At 37.0% G+C, this 22557-nt stretch carries 16 protein-coding genes, 2 tRNA genes and 1 pseudogene; 2 read left to right on the top strand and 17 right to left on the bottom strand.

What is annotated here, in order from left to right; genetic code table 11:
• Positions 1–474 precede the first annotated feature (474 nt).
• Positions 475–786: pseudogene (locus tag PQ474_RS16575) on the top strand (ATP-binding protein); the annotation flags it as partial.
• Positions 787–1592: 806 nt separating this feature from the next.
• Here PQ474_RS16575 and PQ474_RS16570 read toward each other — a convergent pair.
• Complete coding sequence (locus PQ474_RS16570) at positions 1593–2594, bottom strand: hypothetical protein (RefSeq protein WP_273845523.1); 1002 nt, start codon at positions 2592–2594, stop codon at positions 1593–1595.
• A gap of 164 nt (positions 2595–2758) precedes the next feature.
• Here PQ474_RS16570 and PQ474_RS16565 point away from each other — a divergent pair, with 164 nt between their 5' ends.
• Positions 2759–3088, top strand: a complete 330-nt coding sequence (locus PQ474_RS16565) for a tyrosine-type recombinase/integrase (RefSeq protein ID WP_273845521.1) — start codon at positions 2759–2761, stop codon at positions 3086–3088.
• 635 nt (positions 3089–3723) lie between these two features.
• Here PQ474_RS16565 and PQ474_RS16560 read toward each other — a convergent pair.
• From PQ474_RS16560 to PQ474_RS16485, 16 genes are all read right to left on the bottom strand, one after another.
• The gene (locus tag PQ474_RS16560; protein WP_273845518.1) at positions 3724–4656 is read right to left on the bottom strand and encodes a sugar ABC transporter substrate-binding protein; all 933 of its coding nucleotides are present in this window, start codon (positions 4654–4656) and stop codon (positions 3724–3726) included.
• 340 nt (positions 4657–4996) lie between these two features.
• Positions 4997–5167 carry a hypothetical protein gene (locus PQ474_RS16555; protein ID WP_273845515.1) on the bottom strand — a complete coding sequence of 57 codons (171 nt, stop codon included), beginning with the start codon at positions 5165–5167 and terminating at the stop codon, positions 4997–4999.
• Between the two features lie 318 nt (positions 5168–5485).
• On the bottom strand, positions 5486–8170 hold the full coding sequence (locus PQ474_RS16550) for a GH32 C-terminal domain-containing protein (RefSeq protein WP_273845512.1): 2685 nt from the start codon (positions 8168–8170) through the stop codon (positions 5486–5488).
• 280 nt (positions 8171–8450) lie between these two features.
• Positions 8451–9416, bottom strand: coding sequence for a carbohydrate kinase family protein (locus PQ474_RS16545; RefSeq protein ID WP_273845510.1), 966 nt, complete (start codon positions 9414–9416; stop codon positions 8451–8453).
• Between the two features lie 112 nt (positions 9417–9528).
• Positions 9529–10974, bottom strand: coding sequence for a glycoside hydrolase family 32 protein (locus PQ474_RS16540; protein ID WP_273845506.1), 1446 nt, complete (start codon positions 10972–10974; stop codon positions 9529–9531).
• 20 nt (positions 10975–10994) lie between these two features.
• Positions 10995–12596, bottom strand: coding sequence for an extracellular solute-binding protein (locus tag PQ474_RS16535; protein ID WP_273845504.1), 1602 nt, complete (start codon positions 12594–12596; stop codon positions 10995–10997).
• A gap of 23 nt (positions 12597–12619) precedes the next feature.
• The gene (locus PQ474_RS16530; protein WP_273845501.1) at positions 12620–13579 is read right to left on the bottom strand and encodes a carbohydrate ABC transporter permease; all 960 of its coding nucleotides are present in this window, start codon (positions 13577–13579) and stop codon (positions 12620–12622) included.
• A gap of 15 nt (positions 13580–13594) precedes the next feature.
• On the bottom strand, positions 13595–14461 hold the full coding sequence (locus PQ474_RS16525; RefSeq protein ID WP_273845562.1) for an ABC transporter permease: 867 nt from the start codon (positions 14459–14461) through the stop codon (positions 13595–13597).
• A gap of 390 nt (positions 14462–14851) precedes the next feature.
• Positions 14852–15481, bottom strand: a complete 630-nt coding sequence (locus tag PQ474_RS16520) for a YesL family protein (protein ID WP_273845498.1) — start codon at positions 15479–15481, stop codon at positions 14852–14854.
• Between the two features lie 276 nt (positions 15482–15757).
• Positions 15758–17056, bottom strand: coding sequence for an ABC transporter substrate-binding protein (locus PQ474_RS16515; RefSeq protein ID WP_273845497.1), 1299 nt, complete (start codon positions 17054–17056; stop codon positions 15758–15760).
• A 39-nt stretch (positions 17057–17095) separates the two neighbouring features.
• A complete protein-coding gene (locus tag PQ474_RS16510; protein ID WP_273845560.1) occupies positions 17096–18682 on the bottom strand; it encodes a response regulator transcription factor in 1587 nt (528 codons plus the stop codon).
• Positions 18660–20447, bottom strand: a complete 1788-nt coding sequence (locus tag PQ474_RS16505; protein ID WP_273845494.1) for a sensor histidine kinase — start codon at positions 20445–20447, stop codon at positions 18660–18662. Before PQ474_RS16505 ends, PQ474_RS16510 begins: the two co-directional genes overlap by 23 nt.
• Before the next feature lie 554 nt (positions 20448–21001).
• Positions 21002–21074 (bottom strand) — tRNA-Val (locus PQ474_RS16500).
• A 64-nt stretch (positions 21075–21138) separates the two neighbouring features.
• Positions 21139–21213: transfer RNA gene (locus tag PQ474_RS16495), tRNA-Arg, on the bottom strand.
• 268 nt (positions 21214–21481) lie between these two features.
• Complete coding sequence (locus PQ474_RS16490) at positions 21482–21847, bottom strand: hypothetical protein (RefSeq protein WP_273845492.1); 366 nt, start codon at positions 21845–21847, stop codon at positions 21482–21484.
• A gap of 146 nt (positions 21848–21993) precedes the next feature.
• On the bottom strand, positions 21994–22431 hold the full coding sequence (locus PQ474_RS16485; protein ID WP_273845490.1) for a BrxA/BrxB family bacilliredoxin: 438 nt from the start codon (positions 22429–22431) through the stop codon (positions 21994–21996).
• Positions 22432–22557: the final 126 nt, after the last annotated feature.

Genomic DNA, 22557 nt, shown 5'->3' with positions numbered 1-22557 from the left:
TACATCGTAATAATAGACACCCCTTCCAAATCATGATGAACAGTAGAGATTTTAATATAGTCTTATCCTCTATTCACTTCTCTATCTATACATCAACACACCCATGTCTATCAAAAATTGGATAACAGTAACTCTATACAGACAACAAAAATACGCCCCCGAGAATGGAGAAGGGCGTATCTAATAAAGTTATTATTGTGTTTTTTTAAAGTAACTATTTTCATACACGATTGATCTGTATAGAAAACCGAAAACAGGTCTTTTTTTCGTACCCATTACTCAGGTTAAATCTCTATTCTAAATGAATCCTCTTTATCTTAATCACAACCGCTTGGAAGAATATCTTCTTTTAAAATCGCCAAAGTTATCTCACAAAAGACTTTATCACCAGGTTTCACATTTACTGAAGAAATATTCCCACCTATCCTATTTCAACTTTTTTCAGTACTCCCTCAGTTGTCTTTAATAGAAATAAAGGCTCCCAACCGCTTAGAAGCTCGATTAAAGCACTATGGGAAATATAAGTTATTAATTATCGATGAAATTGGTTACCTTCCAATTGACAAAGAAGATGCCAAATTATTCTTTCAGCTAATTGATTTGAGATATGAAAAGAAAAGTACGATTTTAACTACAAATATTAGCTTTAAAGAGTGGGATGCAGTGTTCCAGGATACTAAATTAGCAAATGCCATTTTAGATCGTGTTTTACACCACGCAACAGTCGTTAACATGGTTGGTCCATCATACAGAATTAAGGATCACTTAGAAAAAGATGATGATTAATTTTATACATTCTTAAATGATCAAAAATGTACATCGTTAGCTTGACTTTTACACTCCGAAGAGTGGATGGTTGTTTGTTCTTCTCCTTATAACCTAGGATGCAACCTCGATTAATTAACGAGATTGGAAAGGATTATAACTCATGCACCTCTTCCCGCCCCTTGTGCGCTCGGTTGCGGTCTTCCTTAGTAACACAAGACCCATAAAGCCCCTAGCAGGAATCGAATCCACATAACATACCTAGAATTCACGTGTCTTTATCCGTTAGACGATAGAGGTATAAAAAGAAGACATCCCCGCTCGTAGGAATGTCTCAAAAGGTAAACTTAATTGTCATGGATAAACACAAAATGAAAAACCATAGTATTACAACTCGAATAGTATAGACTCATGTCATTTACTATTTTATTTGGAATTTCTTCCATACTATAAGTATATCAGGATATTGCAATAGATAAGTACCTTAAAAGTTCATTAAGATAGTGAGTTAACACTCAAAAATAAATTGCTATCTCGGGTTAATAATGATAGTATATAGAAGAAATTTCCATCAAAAGGGGCGAACTCATGCAAAAGTATATATTACCTCAACTTTACTTACTGTTTGGCATACTTTTCCTCTCAATTTCTAAATTAGGAATAGGAAAAATTAACTTTTTACTATTTTATTTATCAATTTTTTTAATAATAGTAAGTACTTTATGGTTTATTATTTCTTTCTTTAAATTCTTAAATAAGGTTTAGACTCTACTTAAATATTAAAAATAACGTTAGACCAATATTAGTCTAACGTTATTTTTAGATATTTATCTAAAAAGTTGAACGTGGGTTTCAGGTCTATGTCTAGTGTATTCTGATTGGTATCCACCACTGATTGAAACCCCTACTCCGCCAGCTCCAATTGTAAAGCTCGGTGTAATATTAACGGGGTGTTCAAGATGATAATAATGTCCATATCCATCCACAAGTGTTACGTTGCTCACATTAGGTCCTGCTTCATATTCCATATACATCGTAATGCGACCCACAGGTGTATTCCCAGTATCAGTAAAACCTTGTTTTAACTTAAAATACAAACCGTAACCACTCGCATTTCTTTCCCATTTAGAACTATTCGTTGTATAAGTAGCACTTCCTGGGTTTGTACCTGAAGAAGATGTCCAAGTTTGTTTCGCCCATTCCGTCCCTTTCAATGGAGAAGTATTCTTATTAAGAGCTATAGCAATAATATCATGTTTTCGGTGAATAGGCATTTTCGTCCAATCCACTTTATTAGAAACTCGGTATCTATCTCTATTTATCCTATACATTATAGTAGCCATTCTTTTGTATGATGTGCTAGTCCTATGTTCATCGGTTGTAGAAAAAAGAGTGACTGACTCATCTTCCTCCTCGATCTCTTTTAAAAATTCCTCCTCCGTCAATTCTATAACTTCACTATAAAACTCATCACTGCTAGCTCTCTCAAACTCATCAAATAGCATAGCAGATACATTGTGCTCATCCGGTTCTTGATATCCTGCTGGAAAGTACTCAATTACTTTGTGATAAACAACTTGTTCCTCTACTAACTCAATCTTACTTAATTCATCATATCCTCTACCTATTTCTAATTGTTCAGCGAGAGCCCCAGGTGTATACCCTTTTGACTCTAAATCTCTAATCTGCTCATCTGATAATGAATTAAAAATTTCTGCAGAAAAATCCTTGTAGACCTCATAAGCAAAAGTTTGCATTGGTAAGAACAGTAAGAATAAAGAGATACAGATAGCAATAACAAAAGAGCCCTTATAAGTATTAAAATTCATTTAATTCCATCCACCTATTCTATTAATTTGTTTGTGTTAATAAATAAGATTATAGCCCTAAGCAACTGGTAAAAACAACCTTTTTTTCAAAAAGTTGATTTTACCATATAACTTATTCAACCTTTAGAAGGCTACAGTCTATAAGGAATAGAGAAAGGTTGGCTATGGATAAATTGTGGGATGAGAATCATTTTATCATCTTTGCTAATGAGAGTGGAAAACCATACCATCCATGTTCTATTAATCGCTTCTGGGAGAGGTTTTTAAAAAAACATGATTTCCTTTATATTAATTTTCATGCTCTCCGACACACGTCATCAACTTTATTAATTAATCAGGGGGTACATGCAAAAGTCATAGCTGATCGATTAGGTCACGCCGACATCAAGACGACTATGAATACCTATGGTCATGTTTTACAAAAAGTTGATCAATCAGCAGCTGATAAATTGGATTCATTATTTATGCATAAAAGCAATCGAAATTCATCTTAAAATCAGCTTTTTTAAAAATTCGTCGGCAAAATGTCGGCATCCTTATGTTTTCTAAGCATAACAAAAGCGCCTCTCAATTACTGAAAGGCGCGTCATTACTAGCTTTTTAGGAAATGACCCGTACTGGGTTCGAACCAGTGACCTCCACCCTGTCAATGTCGGGGCACTTATTTCCGTAAGGTGAAGGGTGTGCGTAAAGCTATTGTAGTGCGGTTTTTAAAAGTGTGAAAAAACTCAAGTTCACTTTAGAAAACATAATTTACTTAAGTCTGGGATCAAGTTAGTATCACAGACTTTCTTTTTCTTTGAAAAATAGCATGATATCTTATGAAGGTTAGCTTTAAAATCTACACTTATCTTTATAGAATACATCGTATACATTTACTTTCTCTTTTACATATTTAATAAATAATTAGTTTTACCGATTACCCACTCACACATGTTCAAGAGTATGAAAGTATAAATTTGAACGGTATTATACTCTAAAAGCGTTTAAGATACTTCAAATGTCTAAGGCCTTCTTGATATTACCAATTTGAAAGGAGCCTTTTTCGATAACTGTACGATATCGGCTACGACATTACGATCATAGGGATTGGTTGGTTCATATTGGATAACAATTTCACTAGCCTCTTTCATTTCAACATTCTTTTCTGGAACTCTAACCTTTGTTTCGCATTGCCTTTAATGATGATGTCGACTCCACTATCAATATGTTTGTCAACATTTTCACCATTTATCACTTTCTTTACGGTTTCAACGCTTAAATAGCCCATATCATAAGGATTCTGTGCTACGGTCCCAGGTAGCTCTCCTTCTTCTATCAATTCAATCATATCGTTCGTTCCATCTGTTCCTATAATTGGCATGTTCAACCCATACGCTGCCATCACCTCAAAAGCAATTAATGACAGAGTGTCATTGGTAGCGATAATCCCTTTCACTTTAGGATGGGTTTCTATAATTTTTTCAATCTCTTCTTTGATTTTCAATGGTTCAGAGTATACATTTACTTTTTTCGCAACAATTTCAATTCCTGCATCCTCTAAACTTAAAGTAGCTCCCTGCATCCGTTCAGATGCAACTGGACTATATAAATCTACTCCTATTAATGCTACTTCATTTCCAGGCTGCAACTGTGAACCGAGTAACGCTCCTGCTCTTCTACCTAAAGCAACATTATCCGTACCGATATAGGTTGTTTTATTATCCCATTGATGATCGGTATCTAATAAAAAAACAGGAATATCCTTTTCAATAAACCGTTCTAAAGTAGGAATACTATAATTTGGATACATAGGGGAGATTATTAAGATATCAGGTTTTTCTATTAGCACACGCTCTAACATATCAACCTGCTCTAAAAATGATAAGTTAGTGGGAGCAATAATTTCACCCTCTATATCAAAATCCTCAAATCCTTTTCTCAAACCCGCTTCAACAATCCTCCAATATTCCGAATCTAAATCTTTTAATACAACGACTACTGTAGGTTTTTCATCAATTGATTTAAAAATAAAAGACAATGCAACGATAACTAGAGGCAGAACGAATAACCTTTTTACCATTTGATACCCCGTCATTTCATATTTCTAGGCAATGCTGTTTCATTAATAAGGAAATAAATTATAACCATAAACACCTTTACCTGTTAATAATTTTCAGAAAAGATAACGCTTAAGTTCTATTCTTGTCTTGTTTTTTACTATAACAAAAGTGCTAGAGCGGAGATTTCAATTTCTTTAGATGTAAACATTTAAAATATTCGGGAGTTAAAATCGATTATAATTAAGAGGAAAGACCCTTTCTCTAAGCTCGCAGCACCACGTAAGCCTAAAAAATATCCCCTAGTTGCGTAACTAGAGGAATTCCTTATGCCTTATTTCTTCTAACCTTGTATTTATTTTCTCAACTGCCTTCTTCAAAATTAGAAATTAATTCTTCATATGCTTGATTTTCCGCAGGGGTTCCATAATTGAGCAAGAATGTCAGCTCTATTTGATCCGTACCATTACTTGTATCATCTTTATCTTCATGGTCACTAGAGAAAGGACTAAAGAAAGACACCACAATGGCCATACCAAAAATCACCGTCAAACCATGAATAGCACCTTTTTTTCATCTATCTCCCTTCCTTTCAACGTTCGTTTAGTTTCAAATTTTTAAAACTCAGCATGTAGTGGCCCAATTACATATTAAAATACAATACTATACGACCCTGAGTTAGAAAACCATTCAAATGGTATCTATTATTTTTTCGATGTTTCTCTTTCTGATTGTGTCAGCTCTTATCCTGTACTACTTTTTTCTACCCGTAAAAAAATGTGTCTCTCAAAATCTGAAAAAAGCGTTTTTTATACGATTATCTATTGAGTGTATTGATCATCCTTTTAGCTGTCATTTATTCAATGACTCCGTCTCGTGTTCGATAATATAATTCGCCATTCTGACCAACTCTTCTTTTACCTCCTCAGCAATTTGTCTTTCAATTCTTTGCTGAATGTATTCCAGAAAATTTTGGACGCTTTTATAGCCTTTTTCTTCTTGCATTGTTGCCTGATTTGTTTTTCCGTCATCATAAAGCTGTTGTGCGCGCTCAAAATGTTTTTGAGCGTTATCTAAATGAGACAAAGAAGACTGCTTGATTCCAACCGGAGTAATATCAGCTGTTTTAACCATTTCAATTACATCCTGAAGACAGTAACTTTCTGAAGTAGTACTCTGTATGACGTAATTTGTAAAATCGGCCTCCGTATTTTCACTTATTATCCCTACACTGATGTTCCCTACCATCTCTACTGTTCTTTCATACATTTCTTTATCATTAAAATAGAAGGTAAACGTATCCCCCAATTTCTCGACTTTTAATGCTTGTGCTTCTTGAAGATTTGTGTTTTGTGGTAATCTGACTCCTTCCCAGCCAATCGCTTCACCACGAAATTCTGCATACGTTTCTAACATATTGATATCTTTGTTAAAAAAGGCAGACACCGTTGTCTTTTCTTCGTCCGTAATCGTAAGTCCGTATTTTGGGAAGCCCTCTGCTCCTTGATTGACCCATTGGATATCAGCAGAAACGAGAAAGTCACCAGTGATAAGTTCTTCTCTATACAATTTGGCCCATTCATGGTTATGTTCAAGGCGACTCGTCACACTTGATTCATTAATAATGTTCCAATGACCCGACTGCTCCCCAGATAGAGGAGAAGGTCCCCAGCCATCTATATAAGCTGAATGGCTGCCATCTGAAACCCGAATAATCATTTCTTTTGAACTATCTCCATTCGGATCACGTATCGTTAGGTTTGTTAATCCTGGCTCAACACCGGTGATCAATACAGTTTTATCATCGATTTTGTTCATTTCGACCATTCCTGGCTCACTTACTTCCCACTCAAGTGGTTCGATTTCACCTAACCAATCTGGCTTAACGTTTGCAATAATCTCCTTTGACTCGCCAATGTTTACATTCAAATACTCTTCACTGACCACAATTCGTTCGATTTCCCCTTCGGCCGGAGCCTCACGCCACGTCGAATGTAAATGGAAGAAATCGAGTGAGACGACCTCAACACTACCACCTTCTGCATACAACTCAATGCCACTATTGGTCGGTTTAGTATAAATCAAATTCGTAAAAACCATTTCCCCGTCATCGATAAAGAGTTCAACTGAGGATTCATCCACCAAACCGTGAATTTTAATCTGTTCTCTCTCCACTGGAAAGTCAGCTTCAAACCGCTTTCCAAATTGAAACCGCTCCCCATTTCTATCAATTAACGTATCAAGACCAGCTTTCGTTCGATCTAGGAAAATAGTTTCTGAATTCAGATCAACACCAACGACCGTTTCTTCCTCAGCAGATTGTCGGAGGCGTATCCCAAATTGTTCAACTTCTTCCCATTCGATAACTGCTTCAAACTCGTAGGATACTCCAGAAAAGTCTTCTATTACCTGTTCCCCCTCTAAAGTAAAAGAGTCTATCGAATGTTCGGTTGCACGAATGTCCTTTAATTCCCTAATCGGCTCTTGGAATAAGCGAATGCTACCGTCCTCAACTGTTCTTAAAGTTACTTCACGTGGAATCGACATCGAGCCCATCCAAGGATAGGTCGGCGACTGATAAGGGTAACGCCAATTAGCCATCCACGCCAACCAAATACGTCGATCGTCCCCCTCTGCAAGTTCGTTAAATGACTGAGCTGCATAAAAATCTTGACCAAAATCTGTAATTAGTACCTCTTCAGGTCGGTTATCATTTGTGAATGTATATCCATCAAATTCTCCAATAAAATATTGATTGGTCGACCCGTCCGTGACATGATTGTCTCCAACACTTACTGTAAGCACCCATTTTTGCTTTTCTTCATTCCCATCGACCGGTAAACGGAATAAATCCGGCGTTTCCCATACAGCAACATGAGTACCGTGCTCATTGCCTTGTTCATCTACGCCAAATTTACTTTGGTATTGCCAATCAATTAAGTTAGGAGAGTTATAAAATGTAACACTTTTATCCGTAGTGACAGCCATCACCCATTTTTCCGTTTCTTCATGCCAAAATACTTTCGGATCACGGAAATCTTTTATTCCCGGATTTTCAATGACTGGATTTCCTTCATAGCGCTCCCACGTTCGTCCATTGTCTTTGCTATAAGCAATCCCTTGAGACTCACCTCCCTCTGTACTTGTATAAATAGCTACCATACCTGCTTCTCCATCAAAAAAGCCAGTCGTATCGTTCCAATCGATGACTGAAGTTCCTGATAAAGCCTGGCCCAGTTCATCATGCTCTAACGCAATGGGGAGGTGCTCCCAATGAAGCATGTCCTTACTGACAGCATGTGCCCAAGTTCCCATTTTCTGGTGGAACAAGTGATATTCTCCTTCGAAATAAATGAGTCCATTTGGATCAGCAAGTCGCCCCTGTGGAGTTGAAAAGTGATATTGCGGACGGTATTTTTCTGTGTAATAATCATCAGTAACAGCAGCGAACGAGGCAACCTCTGACCTCGTTTCACTAACATACCCTACAATCATAATCAGTGCCGTAACAACAACTAGTACGTATCTTTTCTTCATAAAAAACGACAACCTCCTCAAGAATCTTAAAACAGGATAATAGTGACTCAAAATCTGCTTCATAAGGGTCCAATAACTTTCGGGCTTTAACCCTATCTACTAATGATTAAGAGGCTGAAAGAGAGCCCCCTCTTTGCTAACTCCATCTCCAATATTTCTATAAACTCTTCATTCGACCATTTTCAACGGCTTTGTTGTATGCTTCAATTAAGACTTCATTTAGTACATGATGTAACACCGAATACTGTCTCCTTTTGCGAGGTTTTTCAAAAAGGGAGAGTCACCCTTTTTGAAAAACCTCTTCATTTGTTGGTATCGCAGAAATGGCTCCTACTCTCGTACAAACGATTGCTCCTACCTTATTACTGAGAGTCGTGATCTTTTTGATTTGGTCAAAGTCCCCTATTGTTTTCTTTGGTTCTTCTTCCTTAGCTAATTGAAAGAGCATAGCACCGACAAAGGCGTCGCCTGCACCTGTAGAATCTATTGAAGTAACTTTTATACTAGGAATAACCTCTTGCTTTTCTCCATTCGAAATCAGTGTTCCGTTTTTCCCTAATGTCACAGCAACTAAGCATGCTCCTAGTTGATGGAGAACTTGAACACCTTTTGTTAACTCATCAGCTCCAGAAATGATGCTTAGTTCTTCATCACTGACTTTGACAAAATCAGCTAGGGCGATTCCTTGCTTAACGAGATCCACAAAAATGGATTCTCTTCCTTTCCAAAGGTCTGAGCGATAATTAGGATCAAATGAGATAAACTGCCCTTCTTTTTTAGCCGATTGGATCGAGTTCAAATAAGTAGAACGAAACGGGTCTTCTAATAGAGCTGTCGCTGAGCCAAAGTGCAAAATGCTCGCTTCTTTTAGTTTGTCTTGATCTAGCTCTTCTTCAGATAAAAAGGCATCAGCCCCTCGATTAAAAACAAAATCTCTTTCTCCATTCTCCTTTAATGAGACAAATGCCAACGTTGTAGGATTTTCATCATCTAACACAAGCATTGATGTATCCACCTTTACTTCATCTAATGTCTTTTTTAAAAAGTGACCAAATGGATCATTTCCAACTTTCCCACTAAACATTGCCGTACCGCCAAGTTTGACAATCGTCGCGCATACATTAGCCGGGGCACCACCTGCCTGTTTCTCAAAATTCTGCCCACCGACTAAATCAATTCCAATATCTGTACAGAAAAAATCTATTAATACCTCTCCTATACAAATAACGGATGAGTTTGAATTCATTCCTGTTCACCTCTGTTTTGGTTAATGTGATAGAAAAAGGAGGAAACATAGAGAGGCTAACTCACCCTCCTATAACCGTTTCCTCCCTGATGTCTTACATTTTTTTCTCTACTTATTTACAAGGGAATGAGACGTAACCAGCAGCTTTGATCGTTCCATTAAACGTATGAATCGAGATCGCTTCACAAGCTTTATCCGGATACACTAAACTTGTTAGAGAATACTCCCCATCATTAACTAGTAATTCTAAAGATGAAGAGTCAACAACTAAACGCAGTTGAACCTTGTCTGTATTCTCAAGCTTCACCTCTTGATCGAGTAAGAACATATCCGAAAAGTCAATTTGTCCTGACTTTTTACGGTCTAATACCAATACGTTCTTTGATGAATCAAATGTAATCGTCGTATGTTGCTCTATTGTATGATGCACAGTGATGCCAAATTGTTCTGCATCCACTCTCTCAAGATTTAAAGTCAAATCAACATACGATTCTTCAACTTTTACTGTTTTTGTTCCTTCTACGATACACTCGTCAATGTCAACCTTTTCAGAAAAATAAGAATCGAGTTCTCCTACCAATCTTTGAATAACTTTATAGTCTTCTCCAACTTTCCGAACAGAAAGCTCTCGCGGCAACGTCATTTGACTGCGCCATCCCTCTGTTGGGACTTGATTCGCATACCTCCAGTTACTCATCCAGCCAAGGTAGATGCGTCTTCCATCCTCTTCAGGGATATCCGAAAAGCTCACACCTGCATAATTATCTCTTCCAAAGTCGAGCAATTTAATCGATTCATGATCTGAAGTAAAGGTGGAACCATCAAAGGAGCCAGTGAAATATTGTGTAAATGACCCATTATCAAATTCAGGATTATCTCCAATGCTTACAATCAACACCCATTTCTCTTCATCGCTGTCTTCTACCTTTAATTTAAATAAATCTGGGCATTCCCACACGCCATCGTGAGAACCAAATCCCTCACCAAATTCACTTTCAAACTTCCAATCAATTAAGTTTGGTGAAGAATAAAAGGTGATCGTTTGACCTGTCGCTAATGACATCATCCATTTTTCAGTTTCCTTATGCCAGAACACTTTCGGATCTCTGAAGTCTACTTTTGTATCATGACCAAGAATTGGATTCCCTTCGTACTTTGTCCACGTTCTTCCTTTATCATGACTGAAAGCTAAACTTTGAGTTTGAACTGAAGGTTTTCCTTCCGTTCCTTCTAAGTGATGCGTGAAAATAGCGACTAGTCCTGGCTCGTCTGGGAAAAAACCAGACGTATTGTTCCAATCGACAACCGCACTGCCAGAGAAAATCGTTCCATGTTCATCTGGATATAATGCAATATCGAGCTCCTCCCAAGTTATCATGTCCTTACTAACCGCGTGGCCCCAGTGCATGGGACCCCACGTTGTTCCATCCGGATGATATTGAAAGAATAGATGGTATTCTCCTTGGAAATACACCATACCATTAGGATCATTCATCCAATTCTTTTTAGGAGCAAAGTGTAATTTTGGTCTGTATGTTGCTAGGGAATTAATTGTCATTTTTTTCATAACCTCCATTTTTATTCTGTTGCACGATCATATCCAGCTTGTTTAATTTCTAACCATTCTTGGAAATTAAGACGATCTAATTCGACTAAATACGCTTTCCATTCTTCTTCCACTTTCCCATTTGTGATCCACTCTGCTCGTTTTCTATTAACGAAAGGCATTAAATCTGCTTCAATTGTCGAAAGTCGATCTAGTTCCTCTCTGCTATGAAAAACTCTAGGATAAATATTTTCTGCTTGCATGTGTGGAACCATCACTTCTTCCATTAAACCTAGTCTCCATGCAGCATCGTCTGGTTTCGTTGTAACCGTTCCATAATAGCTATCTAGTATTGCTAAAGGGCCGCCAATAGAAGTTCTCTCTCTCAATTCAACAGGTGCGGTACCGTCTAACGGTAAGTGCTTTAACATTTGAGCGCTTTCATCGAATTCAAAAATGTTTTGCTGCGAGTCATCCCCATACGTGCCCCAGTTGTTTTGTACTGATTGAGTCGGATCATACAGTTGGTCAATCCATTTTGCTGTTAATTCAAGATTTTGGTTTGCACTTGTAATAACCATTTTTGTACGATCAAAGCCCATTCCATTTGTTCTTGTCACATTGACGTGACCATCAGGACCTGCTAATGGAGCCATAAGATCATAATCATCGTTCATCCCTGAAATATTTCCTTTATCCCAAGTGAAGTACAACCCATAACGTCCTTCTTGTCCTTTAGCAACATATCTCGGCCAATCTTGTTCGAAACCTTCAATATCCAGTAAATCCTCTTCATATAATTCATTCATGAATTTAATTGCTTCTTTATACCCTTCGTCTGCTGCCGTTAGTTTCACTTCACCATCATTTGTTACGACTGTACGATCCCAATTATCACCTAGACCAAAAGAGCCAAATAAGAATCCTGGATCTTGTCCGCCATCATTAATGATAAAGGACATCGGAATCGTTTGTCCGTCACCAGCTGGATCATGATCTCTAAATGCAATTAGTACTTCTTTTAATTCATCAGTTGTTGTTGGCATTTCTAATCCTAATTCATTTAACCATTTCACATTAATCCATGGGAAATTATCAACGGAGTGAATACTTTCTTTTCCTTCTCCAAGTTCTTCAATCCAAGGGAAAGAATAAATGTTTCCGTCTGGAGCCGTCATCATTGCTCGATACTGTGGTGCTTCCTCAAACACCGCTTGTAAATTAGGCATATAATTATCAATTAAATCGTTAAGAGGAATAATGGCTTCGTCTTTTGCTAAATTTAATAATTCATAATCACTATACCCTGCATTAAATATTGCATCCGGCATTTCACCACTAGACATCGCTAAGTTTCTTCTTTCACCAAATTGTGCTCCTGTAAAGTTTCTCCACTCAATATGAACCCCTGTTTGTTCTTCAAGGCGCTGAAAAATTAATTTATCATTTGGATCCTCAGGTGCTAACGGTGAGCTTTCTGTTAAAAATTTTAATGATACTTCTTCTTCTAATGGAAATGATATATCTGATAGCTCATAATCCTCAGACCATGTTTTTTCAGAATTGCCGCTACATGCAACGAGCAGTGACGTTCCAATTAACATTGCTGACATTGTTTTAAACATTTTTTTCATAACAATCCCCCACTTAACTTTTTTTATTTTAATGACCCGACCATAACACCTTTTTCAAAGTATTTTTGGAAGAATGGGTACATAATTAATAACGGTAAACTTGCCACAACAATCGATGAATACTTGATCATCTCGGCTATCCTTTGCATCTCCGCCCTTGCAAGTTGATCTGCAATCATTCCAGGTTGGACTTCGTTTTGGATTAAAATGTCCCGCATAATTAACTGCAGTGGATATAATGACCTGTCTTCCAGATAAATCATTGCGTTAAAATATGAATTCCATTGCCCAATGAAAGCATATAGAGCGAGTACAAAAATAATTGGCTTAGCCAATGGTAATATGATGTTTAAGAATATTTTGAAGTCAGAAGCACCATCAATTCTTGCCGCTTCTTTCAACTCATTTGGTAACGCTTTAAAATAAGTTCTAGCTAAAATAATGTTCCAAACGGTAACAGCTCCGGGCAATATAACCGCCCAAGGTGTATTAATCATCCCAAGCTCTCTTACAAGTAAATATGTTGGGATCATTCCCCCATTAAAGAACATTGTAAAAAGGAAGAAAATCATTAAAGCTTTTTTCCCAACTAGATTATCAATAGATAAAGAATATCCTGCTAGGATTGAAAATCCAACTGATATGAGCGTAAAACCCCCAGCATACAAAACTGAATTTAAAAAGCCTCTCATGATGGATCCATCAGTAAATATTCGTACATAACCGTCAATCGTCCAATGCTCAGGATTAAACGAGATTCCCCTAGTTACTAGAATATGAGGCTGTAAAAACGAACCCAATAACACATATAAAAGAGGAATCGTAACAATTAATACAACTAAACCTAGTACAACTTTATTTAAAAGAAGTATGAATCGATCCGTTTTAGAGTTGTTAATTAATCTATTTTGGTTCGAGTTACTTTGAAGCAGTAGTCGTTTTTTCTTCCTGTTGCTTTTTTCTTCTTTTTTAAAGTTACTCATCCTACTAACTCCTTTCTAGTAAAGTGATTCACCATTAAATCGCTTAACAATATAGTTTACAGACACAAGCAACATCAAGCTCACAACTGAGTTAAATAATCCAACTGCTGCACCAAATGACCAGTCTCCTGCTTGTAACCCACGTTTATACACATAGGTATCAATGATTTCTGAAGCAGGTAAGTTCATGTCCGTTTGAAGAAGGTATGCTTTTTCAAATCCAACACCCATGATTCCACCAACTGCAAGAATAAAAAGGACAGCCATCGTTGGTTTTAATACTTGGACGTCAATATGCCAAATTCTTTGTAATAGTGATGCCCCGTCAATTGTTGCAGCATCATGTAACTGTGGATCCGTATTTGAAAGTGCCGCAACATATATGATCGATGCAAAACCAGCGCCTTGCCATATTCCAGAAGCAATGAAAATGGTTCTAAAATAATCCGGATCAGACATAAACGAAATAGGGCGATCCAGGAAAACCGATAACATAGCATTAATAGGTCCTGCTGGTGATAGAAAGATAAAAATCATCCCGCCGATGACAACTGCTGATATAAAGTGTGGTGCATAAATCATTAATTGAATGTTCTTTTTGATATTTGCTCTTCTCATCTGATTTAACATAAGGGCTAATATAATTGGAACAGGAAATCCGATGAGAAGTTCAAAAGCACTTAGTTTTATCGTATTTGCAAAAATTTGATGAAAGTTGGGTGATTGTAAGAAATTCGTAAAATGTGCAAAACCAACCCATTCACTTGCCATGATTCCTCTTGTTGGACTAAAATCCTTAAACGCAATTGTCACTCCATACATGGGAATATAATTAAATAGAAAAACTAAGATGACAGCAGGTGCTAAAAATACATACAGCATATAATTATTCTTAATATAGTTTAGAGGGCTTTGTTTCTTTTTGGTTACATTAGGAACCTTATTAGAAGAAACACCAGCAACCTTAACCGGCGAGCCCAACTCTTTAGCCATGAAAACCCCTCCTTAAGTAATAGATTTATCTTTTACTAACTCTTGAATCTTGAAAACTTTTATTCCTCCTACCTTTTTCGATTTGCATCAATGTTTCAAAAAAGCTGTAATCCTTGTGTTTAAAGTAAGGTACCGCTTTCTTGTCTTTAATATAGCAAAATGTTTTAAGAATATATTTCAATATTTTTGGTTTAACTTGTTTAATATTTTCGGCATCTGAAAACGGTTGCAGAAATTAGACATAAAAAATCCCCTAGTTGCTAACTAGAGGACTTCACTTTATTCAACTGCTTCATTCAAGGTAAACTCTTTTCTCGGCAACGAGTACGATGCTACTTTCATCATCACAAAACTGATTAAGCTCATACCAAAAATAAAGATTAATACTGGGAAATTTATATATATAAAAAATACGATCGCTAACCCACCAATCATCATAATCGTTTGGAACGGTTTGGCAACAGCCAGAATTAAAGCATGTTTTGGGTATTGCCAAATCTTTAAATCGAAATGAACAAATAGCGGAAAAATAAAAAGTAACGTTAGTAAATAGACAAAACCAACAACGACTGTGATGCTCGCTAAAGCTAATTGTAAAAGGCCGGTATCTAATAATTGTAATACTCTTAAATCAACGTATAAAATCAGGCCAACAAGTAAGAAAAGATAACCAATAATGTTTGACATGATGAATTCAGATTTAAATTTGCTCCAAAATAGTTTAATGACAGAGACATCTTCATCCTCCATAATCGATTGTCTTAAAACAGCAAACATTGCTGCAGTAGCTGGAAATAAGCCTAATATAAACAGACCTAATAAAGAAAATAAAAACCATAAAAGGTTTAATAAAACTAAATTAAATGCCAAAGTGCCTAGTCGCATGTACCATGGATACCTTTCAAACATTGTTGTGCACCTCCATTGTGATAACATTCGTTTGTCCACCTCTTCTTTACTTTACCAAAAGCATTGAAGATAATAGTTTAATATTTTTGGTTAAGGCTGTTTAAAATATTCAGGTGTCCTAACACACTCAGCATACTTAGCAAGACTCCACAAAAAAAACCCTAGTCATTCTAGGGGTTTTTCTAATGCAACGTAGCTTGGTAATGGCTACGCTCGCTGCTCTCATTCTCTGAGTAACCCGCTTTCGAGGTGCTAAAAACCATATAGTAGCTATACTCATTGCGTCGAGTTGAGAGCGTTATTAATTTTTTCTACGGCTTCGTCTGCGGCTTCTTTTACGTCTTTTTCGATGAGAACGATGTCTTCAAATAATTCCTTTATAGCGTTACTAATAACTGGATAAGCTGGGGTGACTGGGCGGTTCTTTGAATAGGTTTGTCCTTGTTCAATAAAAATGTTTTTTGGATACTCTTTAAGCTCAGGCAGCTCCTGGACTACAGAGTACCTTGCCGGGATATCTCCTGTGATCTCCGAATGCTTTTTGACAGCATTATAGCTTGTAGCAAATTTAATAAATTCCCACGCTTCATCTGGATGTTCAGACTTTGCTGAAATCCCTAGAGCCCAACCTCCATTTGGTGTAACTTGGTAATCAGCTTTTGGCAATGGTGCGATCCCAAAGTCTTCGCCTAACACCAAACCATAACTTTCAAAATCTACCAAGTGCCAAGACCCCAAGACCGTCATAGCAAGCTGATTCGATTCAAAAGGAAGAGGAGGCAACTCGACCGTTGCTACACGATGCTTCAAATATAAGTCTTGATAAAATTTAAGGGCTTCCAATGCTTCTTCAGAATTTAAATATCCATCAGCAGTTGTCGCATCTGGACTTAATACATCTGCTCCGAACTGCCACAGGAATGGCAATTTAAAATAAGCAGGGCCTTCTCCTTCACCAAAGCCTTGAGCCGGGTCGATCCCATAAATACCCTGTTCTGGATTATGAATTTTTTGGGCAATCTCGAGTACCTCGTCCCATGTCATCGCTTGTTCTCTTGACGGAAAAGGGATCCCAGCCTCGATAAAAAGATGCTTATTATAAAATAAGGCAATACTAGATTCGGCGATAGGGGCAAGATAAATTTCATCCTGATAGGTTAACCCTTTCAATGTGTGCTCAAAGATGTCTTCAATATCGCCTTCTTCTTTCATGTATCGATCTAACGATAATAGCGTACCGGCATTGGCATATAAAGCTAAGTTAGGACTATCAATGGACATAATGTCTGGATGGTTTCCAGCAACTAACTCAGTTCGGAGCCTGAGTTCATATTCATTAGCCCAGTACATGGAAAGCATATTGATCTTAATATGAGGATGAGCTTCTTCAAACTCAGCAACCAACTCTTCATATGCCTGATTAGACGCTAGGTTCGCTAAATTACGTAAAAACGTAAGCTCAATTAGTTCTTTCTCATTTTTTTCATCACGCTCACTAGAATACGGGGCAACATAAATTAATGACACCCCTGCAAGTAAACATAGAATAATGACGATTACAGCTCTGTTGCTCATCTGGTTTCCCCTTTCATTTTCTTTCCTTAAGCCTTCAATTTATGACACTTCTGATTTACGGAATTCCAAAGGTGTTTGCCCAAAATGTTTTTTAAAAACGGTACTAAAGTAGCCTGAATTCGAAAAACCAACTAAATTAGCCACATCAATGATTTTTAGCTGTTGATCTTTAAGAAAGTGCTTCGCTTTCTCCATTCGTAAATGAACGAGATAATCACTAAAGTTTTGTCCAACTTGATGTTTAAACGTTTCTGATAAATAAGCACTATTTATATGAAATAATTTAGATAATGAAGTAAGCGAAATCTCATTAGCATAATGCTCGTCCAAATAGTGTCGTATACTTTCAATTAATTTGCTGTTTGAAAAACGAGCTAATCGTATTTTTTCAACAATTAACTGTGCTAATTGGATTAGAAACTCGATTACTTTATGTTGAGAATTTAGCTCCCAAATACTTTGTTGGCAATTCCAAATCGTGTTTTGGATATCTTTCGTCTCGGTATCGTATTTCTTCACCAATGAACCTAATAGAAAGAGTACTCGGTTGGCTACAAAGGTAAAAGATAAAACAGATTGCGCCTTTGCTCCCCCAAGGACATTGTTAAGATTTTCTTTAAACATCTCGATATCAACATTTTCAATAGCATTTGTTAACTTTCGTTCAAAATCAGGAGAAAAATCAAAAACTGCCTCTCTCGCTACCGTCTCATCGATTACTTGTGATTGACCGCCAAGTTGACTTTGACTCCAAGAAAGCAAGCTAGAGATATACCCATTTCTAAATTCTTCAAGACCTTTTACAACATTTCCAATTCCTATGACCGTTTCTAAGTTTAAGTAATTCTTGACCTTTTCTTGAATGGACTTAACTAAGTTTGGCGTCTGCTCTGGAGTTTTTGAATCGAGCAGCTGCAAGAATTGAACCATATTCGTATAACTTGGATCGTAAAACGAGTACGTTCCTTCATGCTCTTTCGCTATTTCCTTACATAACATTTGAAAAGGAAGCCATAATTCCTTTAATCGATTCGGATTATCCTCTGATTCTCTAATTTCTACCGTTGCAAACTGCACTGTTACATTTTCATCTGCCAGTTCCTCTAACTGCAGCTGCAGAAGCCTCTCTTTCACCATCCTAAATTGCAACCATTCTCCTTTTACTAATTGAAGGAAATATTGTTCTTGTACTTGCTGAAGATGAGAATGGACAAGCTGACGCATCCGATCTGATTCAATTTGACTTTTCTTCTCTTCCTCAATTTCTTTCCGTATTCTTCTTAATGCTTCTTCTAACTCATCAGGGGCAACGGGTTTTAATAAATAGTCTCTAACTCCTTCCTTCATTGAGCCGCGCACATAGTCAAAATCAGAATATCCCGATAAAACAATCAGCTTTACATGTGGATATTGTTCGTAACACCGTTTAGCTAATTCGACTCCGTCCATAATCGGCATTCTCATATCAGTAATGATTAAATCCACATCAATGTTTTTTAGTAATTCAAGTGCTTCTTGACCGTTGGAAGCTTCGGCAACAATTTCAAAGCCTTCTACTTCCCAGTCGACTTTAAACCGTAAGCCTTTACGAACTTGAATCTCATCATCCGTGATTATGACCTTCATCACACATATCCCCCCTAAAATTAATACACAATGTAATCCGTGTCCCTACATTCTTTTCGGACTTTATTTGATAGGAAAAATCTTTTCCATAGTAAAGCTTTAATCGCCCAATTACATTTTTAAGTCCAATACTGTTGCCCTTACTCTCTAATACAGTCATCGTTTCATCATCCATTTCTTCTTTAGCTAAATTAGCAATAACCTCCTCAGACATTCCTATCCCTTTATCTTCAACAACAATGTATACGTTATTTTCAACTTTTTCCGTTTTTATGTAGATTTGTGCAGACGATTTTTCAATAAAACTATATTTCACTGCATTTTCTACGAGCGGTTGTAAAATAAATTTTATAATCGGAAATCGTTTTGTTTCCAGCTCCTCGTCAATTTCAACTTTTATCGCATCCTCATATCTTAGCTTTAAGATGTCTGTGTAACTTTTAATATAACTTACTTCTTCGCCTAACTTCACAACGTTGCTTTTTGTATTCAATGAATACCTCATCATTCTGCCTAAATAAACACTGACATTCATAACCTCTCTATTTTTTCCTTGAACGGCTAATCCCCCAATGATTTCTAGAGTATTGTTTAAAAAATGTGGATTAATCTGCAATAATAACGCTTTGTACTCAGCATCTTTCCGACGCAGGTTCGCCTCGTATTCTGTTTCGATTAACTTTTTTAATTGTTCAATAGTGCGATCGAACACTTTAATAAGATAACCGACTTCATCGTTATGCGATTTTATTGTCGGCATAAAGCGTTTGGCCCCAGCGAAATCCCCACGTTCAATATATCCCATCGCTTTCGCCAAATTTCCAAGTGGTCTTGTAATCGTTGAAGAAAGCATGAAAGAAGCGACTATTGTTAGCATAAATACAACACCACTCGTCAGTAGTAAGTTGCGCTGTAAATTGTTCACTTTTGAAAACAAGTCAGACTCAGTCACTTCACTAATTAAAATCCAATCTCCTATCGGTAATTTTTGAAAAAACATAAAGTAAGTTTCGCCATTATGGTCCGCTTCGATTAACCCTTTTTGTTGATAACCATTCGCTATTTCAGCCAAACCTTGTTTTAAAATAATATGAGGGAGATCGACTTGTCCTTGAAAAACATTTGACCCTTTTTGGTCGATCAAATAGGCTCGACCTTCTTGTCCAATTTTAATTTTATTTAAAGCCTTCTCTAGCAAGTCAGATGGAAAATTAATTTTTATGATCCCGCTTGGAACTAACGTATTTGTATCAAAGAGAGGCAAAATATAACTGTTTATTTCACCTGAATATGGCTGCAATTGATCGATATGTGACTTTGCATACTGTTGTTCATGTTTAATAAAATCTTGGAACCACTCTTCCTCATCAAGGTCTGGATTATCCCCCCAAATCCCAGTGCCATCATAAAGATGTAAGGAAATGGACATAAAATTTGAATTGTTCACCATCATGGAAGATAACAAACTTCTTAGTTCATTCTTCATCAGCAAAGTCTCATCATCCGCAGCATTCTCTTTTTCCAGCCTTAACCACTCTTGGGTCGTTTCGTTAATGAGCACCTGCTTGCCTAAATCCTCGGCCTGTGTCGTAATCGAGTCAACATACAACAAATACTGATCCATCATTTCAATTGTTAAGTCTTGTGCCTGATCTCTAATTATAGTTGTAAACCAACTTGGAATAATAATTGATAATAAAATAAATGGAATCGTTAGCAAACATGTAAAAATAAGAAATAAACGATTGCGCAATGTAAAAAACATCTCAGCCTTCTTTCCCAATAAGATAAAAAAGAAATCCCTTACATTTTATCTTAAGATTTTATACGTCACTATAAATCTAGTTCATTCGCTGTTAAATGTTCAATCAGTAAATTAAGTCTTCCTACCTATTCTTTGTATAGAACATTAGCATATCGCCCACACTTTTACCACTTGGAAATTTAAAGTAATCGCCGCTAGCAGGAGGTTATTAATTAGTAATTTAGAGCCCGTGTTCATTTTAAAAAGAAAAGCCCTCTCGCTCATCAAAAGCATTAAGTATTTATTATTTAATAGGATGAATTTTTTAATTTAATTATTCAACCATTTTTGACTGACTCATCATGTCACCCCTTTAAAATGGAAGGAACGAGAACACTTCAACCACTCATCACTGTTGGTCGTCGTTTTCCAAAACAATCAAGCACACCTCAATCGTGATATGCGCATCTTTTAACTTGGTTCATTGAAATAAAAGGAACTGGCAGGTTCAAGGTACACAAAAAACACGCCTCTCAAAACCTGAGAAGGCGCGTCTTTACTAACTTTCTTATGAATGACCCGTACTGGGTTCGAACCAGTGACCTCCACCCTGTCAAGGTGGCGCTCTCCCAGCTGAGCTAACGGATCAAGTTATAAGGTATAGCGACAATTAATAATATACTTGATTGCTAGGTAAATGTCAACATATAATTGGCGCGCCTAGTAGGACTCGAACCTACAACGCAAGAACCGGAATCTTGAATGATATCCCTTTCACCATAGGCGCACAATGATTAAGCGACATGTTCTAATGTAACGTAAAAAAGAGAAGTTGTCAAGGAGAGGCCACTGAAAAAGGTGTGATTTTCACCTTTTTCAGTGGCCTCTATGCAATGAGCGGAACCGTTGCCTTCTTTTAAGCCTGCTATGAGTGGGTTTCTCATAGCAGGCGCGCAACGTGTGGAGCCATTGCACTTCCCCGAATTTGCTAAAAGGGACTTTTTCAGTGGCCTCGTCAAGGACTACTCTCTTCTACTTACACCTTCGCCAAATATTTATTTAGCTTCTGTAGCCGGAGTTCCTTCTTCAAGCATTTTATTGAAACGCTCACTGATGTCTTCTTCCGTATAACCAACTTGTCCTAAACGAGCAGCTAGATTTTTCGCCCATAGTTGAAGACGCTGAGCCATTTTTGCGTATTTTTTAGCTTCGGATCCTTTGCTTGAATTAGCGCGACCTTCAGCATTAGACATGATGTTTTCCACGATGAAAAGGCTTTTCCAAACGCCCTCTTCGTCTAAAGTTTCATGAACATCTCCTAATTCTGTTGTAACTTTACGGTAGAATTCGTTAAATTCTTTAAATGAGATTTCCTCATCCATATTTAAATATACTTGAATTTGATCATACAAAGCTTGCATTGTATTGAACACTCCTTATTTAACTTATACTGTAGTATACCATATTTTTTTCGTGCGATGTACTTGGTATTCAATTGTTGCAACAAACTCACAAAAAGTGACTTAGGTAGACACTCCTAACTAAGTCACTTTCTTTTTACATTTTATTAGTCAGCTTTGCAATACTCATCAAACGCTTTTTCAAGCTTCTGAACTACTTGGATTGGTTCATGACCTTCAATTTCAAAGCGTTCAACCATTGTCATGATCTTACCATCTTTTACTAAAGCAAATGATGGGGATGACGGGGCATAGCCTGTGAAATATTCTCTAGCTTTAGCCGTAGCTTCCTTGTCTTGCCCTGCAAATACCGTTACAAAACGGTCAGGCTTTGTTTCATAATTTTTCATGTAAGCAGCTGCTGGACGAGCAATGCCACCTGCACATCCACATACCGAGTTAATCATAACAAGTGTCGTTCCTTCTTTATTCAAGACTGCGTCTACTTCTTCAGTCGTCTGTAGCTGTTCATATCCGGCTTCTACCATTTCTTGACGAGCAATATTCACTACATCATTAAACATGTTAAATTGGTTAAATTGCATCATTCTCCACCTCTCAACAGATCTTTATTCTTATTGTAACCCGTTCCATCAATAAAACCAATTATTTTGCTTTAAATTAGGTAAGATTCATCCTTTTATAAGGACAAAACCGCAGCGGTACCTGTC

The organism is Halalkalibacter alkalisediminis (genome assembly GCF_028610705.1).
Taxonomy (GTDB): Bacteria; Bacillota; Bacilli; order Bacillales; family Bacillaceae_D; genus Halalkalibacter; species Halalkalibacter alkalisediminis.
Note: the sequence above shows the minus strand (reverse complement) of the source record. Positions and strands in the feature narration are given on the sequence as shown.

Excerpts from the sequence above, each read along its gene's own strand:
- PQ474_RS16530 (WP_273845501.1), bottom strand. The coding sequence starts at position 13,579 with ATGAGTAACTTTAAAAAAGAAGAAAAAAGCAACAGGAAGAAAAAACGA.
- PQ474_RS16570 (WP_273845523.1), bottom strand. The coding sequence starts at position 2,594 with ATGAATTTTAATACTTATAAGGGCTCTTTTGTTATTGCTATCTGTATC.
- PQ474_RS16545 (WP_273845510.1), bottom strand. The coding sequence starts at position 9,416 with ATGAATTCAAACTCATCCGTTATTTGTATAGGAGAGGTATTAATAGAT.
- PQ474_RS16515 (WP_273845497.1), bottom strand. The coding sequence starts at position 17,056 with ATGAGCAACAGAGCTGTAATCGTCATTATTCTATGTTTACTTGCAGGG.
- PQ474_RS16520 (WP_273845498.1), bottom strand. The coding sequence starts at position 15,481 with ATGTTTGAAAGGTATCCATGGTACATGCGACTAGGCACTTTGGCATTT.
- PQ474_RS16490 (WP_273845492.1), bottom strand. The coding sequence starts at position 21,847 with ATGCAAGCTTTGTATGATCAAATTCAAGTATATTTAAATATGGATGAG.
- PQ474_RS16485 (WP_273845490.1), bottom strand. The coding sequence starts at position 22,431 with ATGCAATTTAACCAATTTAACATGTTTAATGATGTAGTGAATATTGCT.
- PQ474_RS16505 (WP_273845494.1), bottom strand. The coding sequence starts at position 20,447 with ATGTTTTTTACATTGCGCAATCGTTTATTTCTTATTTTTACATGTTTG.
- PQ474_RS16510 (WP_273845560.1), bottom strand. The coding sequence starts at position 18,682 with ATGAAGGTCATAATCACGGATGATGAGATTCAAGTTCGTAAAGGCTTA.
- PQ474_RS16565 (WP_273845521.1), top strand. The coding sequence starts at position 2,759 with ATGGATAAATTGTGGGATGAGAATCATTTTATCATCTTTGCTAATGAG.
- PQ474_RS16555 (WP_273845515.1), bottom strand. The coding sequence starts at position 5,167 with ATGGCCATTGTGGTGTCTTTCTTTAGTCCTTTCTCTAGTGACCATGAA.
- PQ474_RS16550 (WP_273845512.1), bottom strand. The coding sequence starts at position 8,170 with ATGAAGAAAAGATACGTACTAGTTGTTGTTACGGCACTGATTATGATT.
- PQ474_RS16560 (WP_273845518.1), bottom strand. The coding sequence starts at position 4,656 with ATGGTAAAAAGGTTATTCGTTCTGCCTCTAGTTATCGTTGCATTGTCT.
- PQ474_RS16535 (WP_273845504.1), bottom strand. The coding sequence starts at position 12,596 with ATGAAAAAAATGTTTAAAACAATGTCAGCAATGTTAATTGGAACGTCA.
- PQ474_RS16525 (WP_273845562.1), bottom strand. The coding sequence starts at position 14,461 with ATGCTGTATGTATTTTTAGCACCTGCTGTCATCTTAGTTTTTCTATTT.
- PQ474_RS16540 (WP_273845506.1), bottom strand. The coding sequence starts at position 10,974 with ATGACAATTAATTCCCTAGCAACATACAGACCAAAATTACACTTTGCT.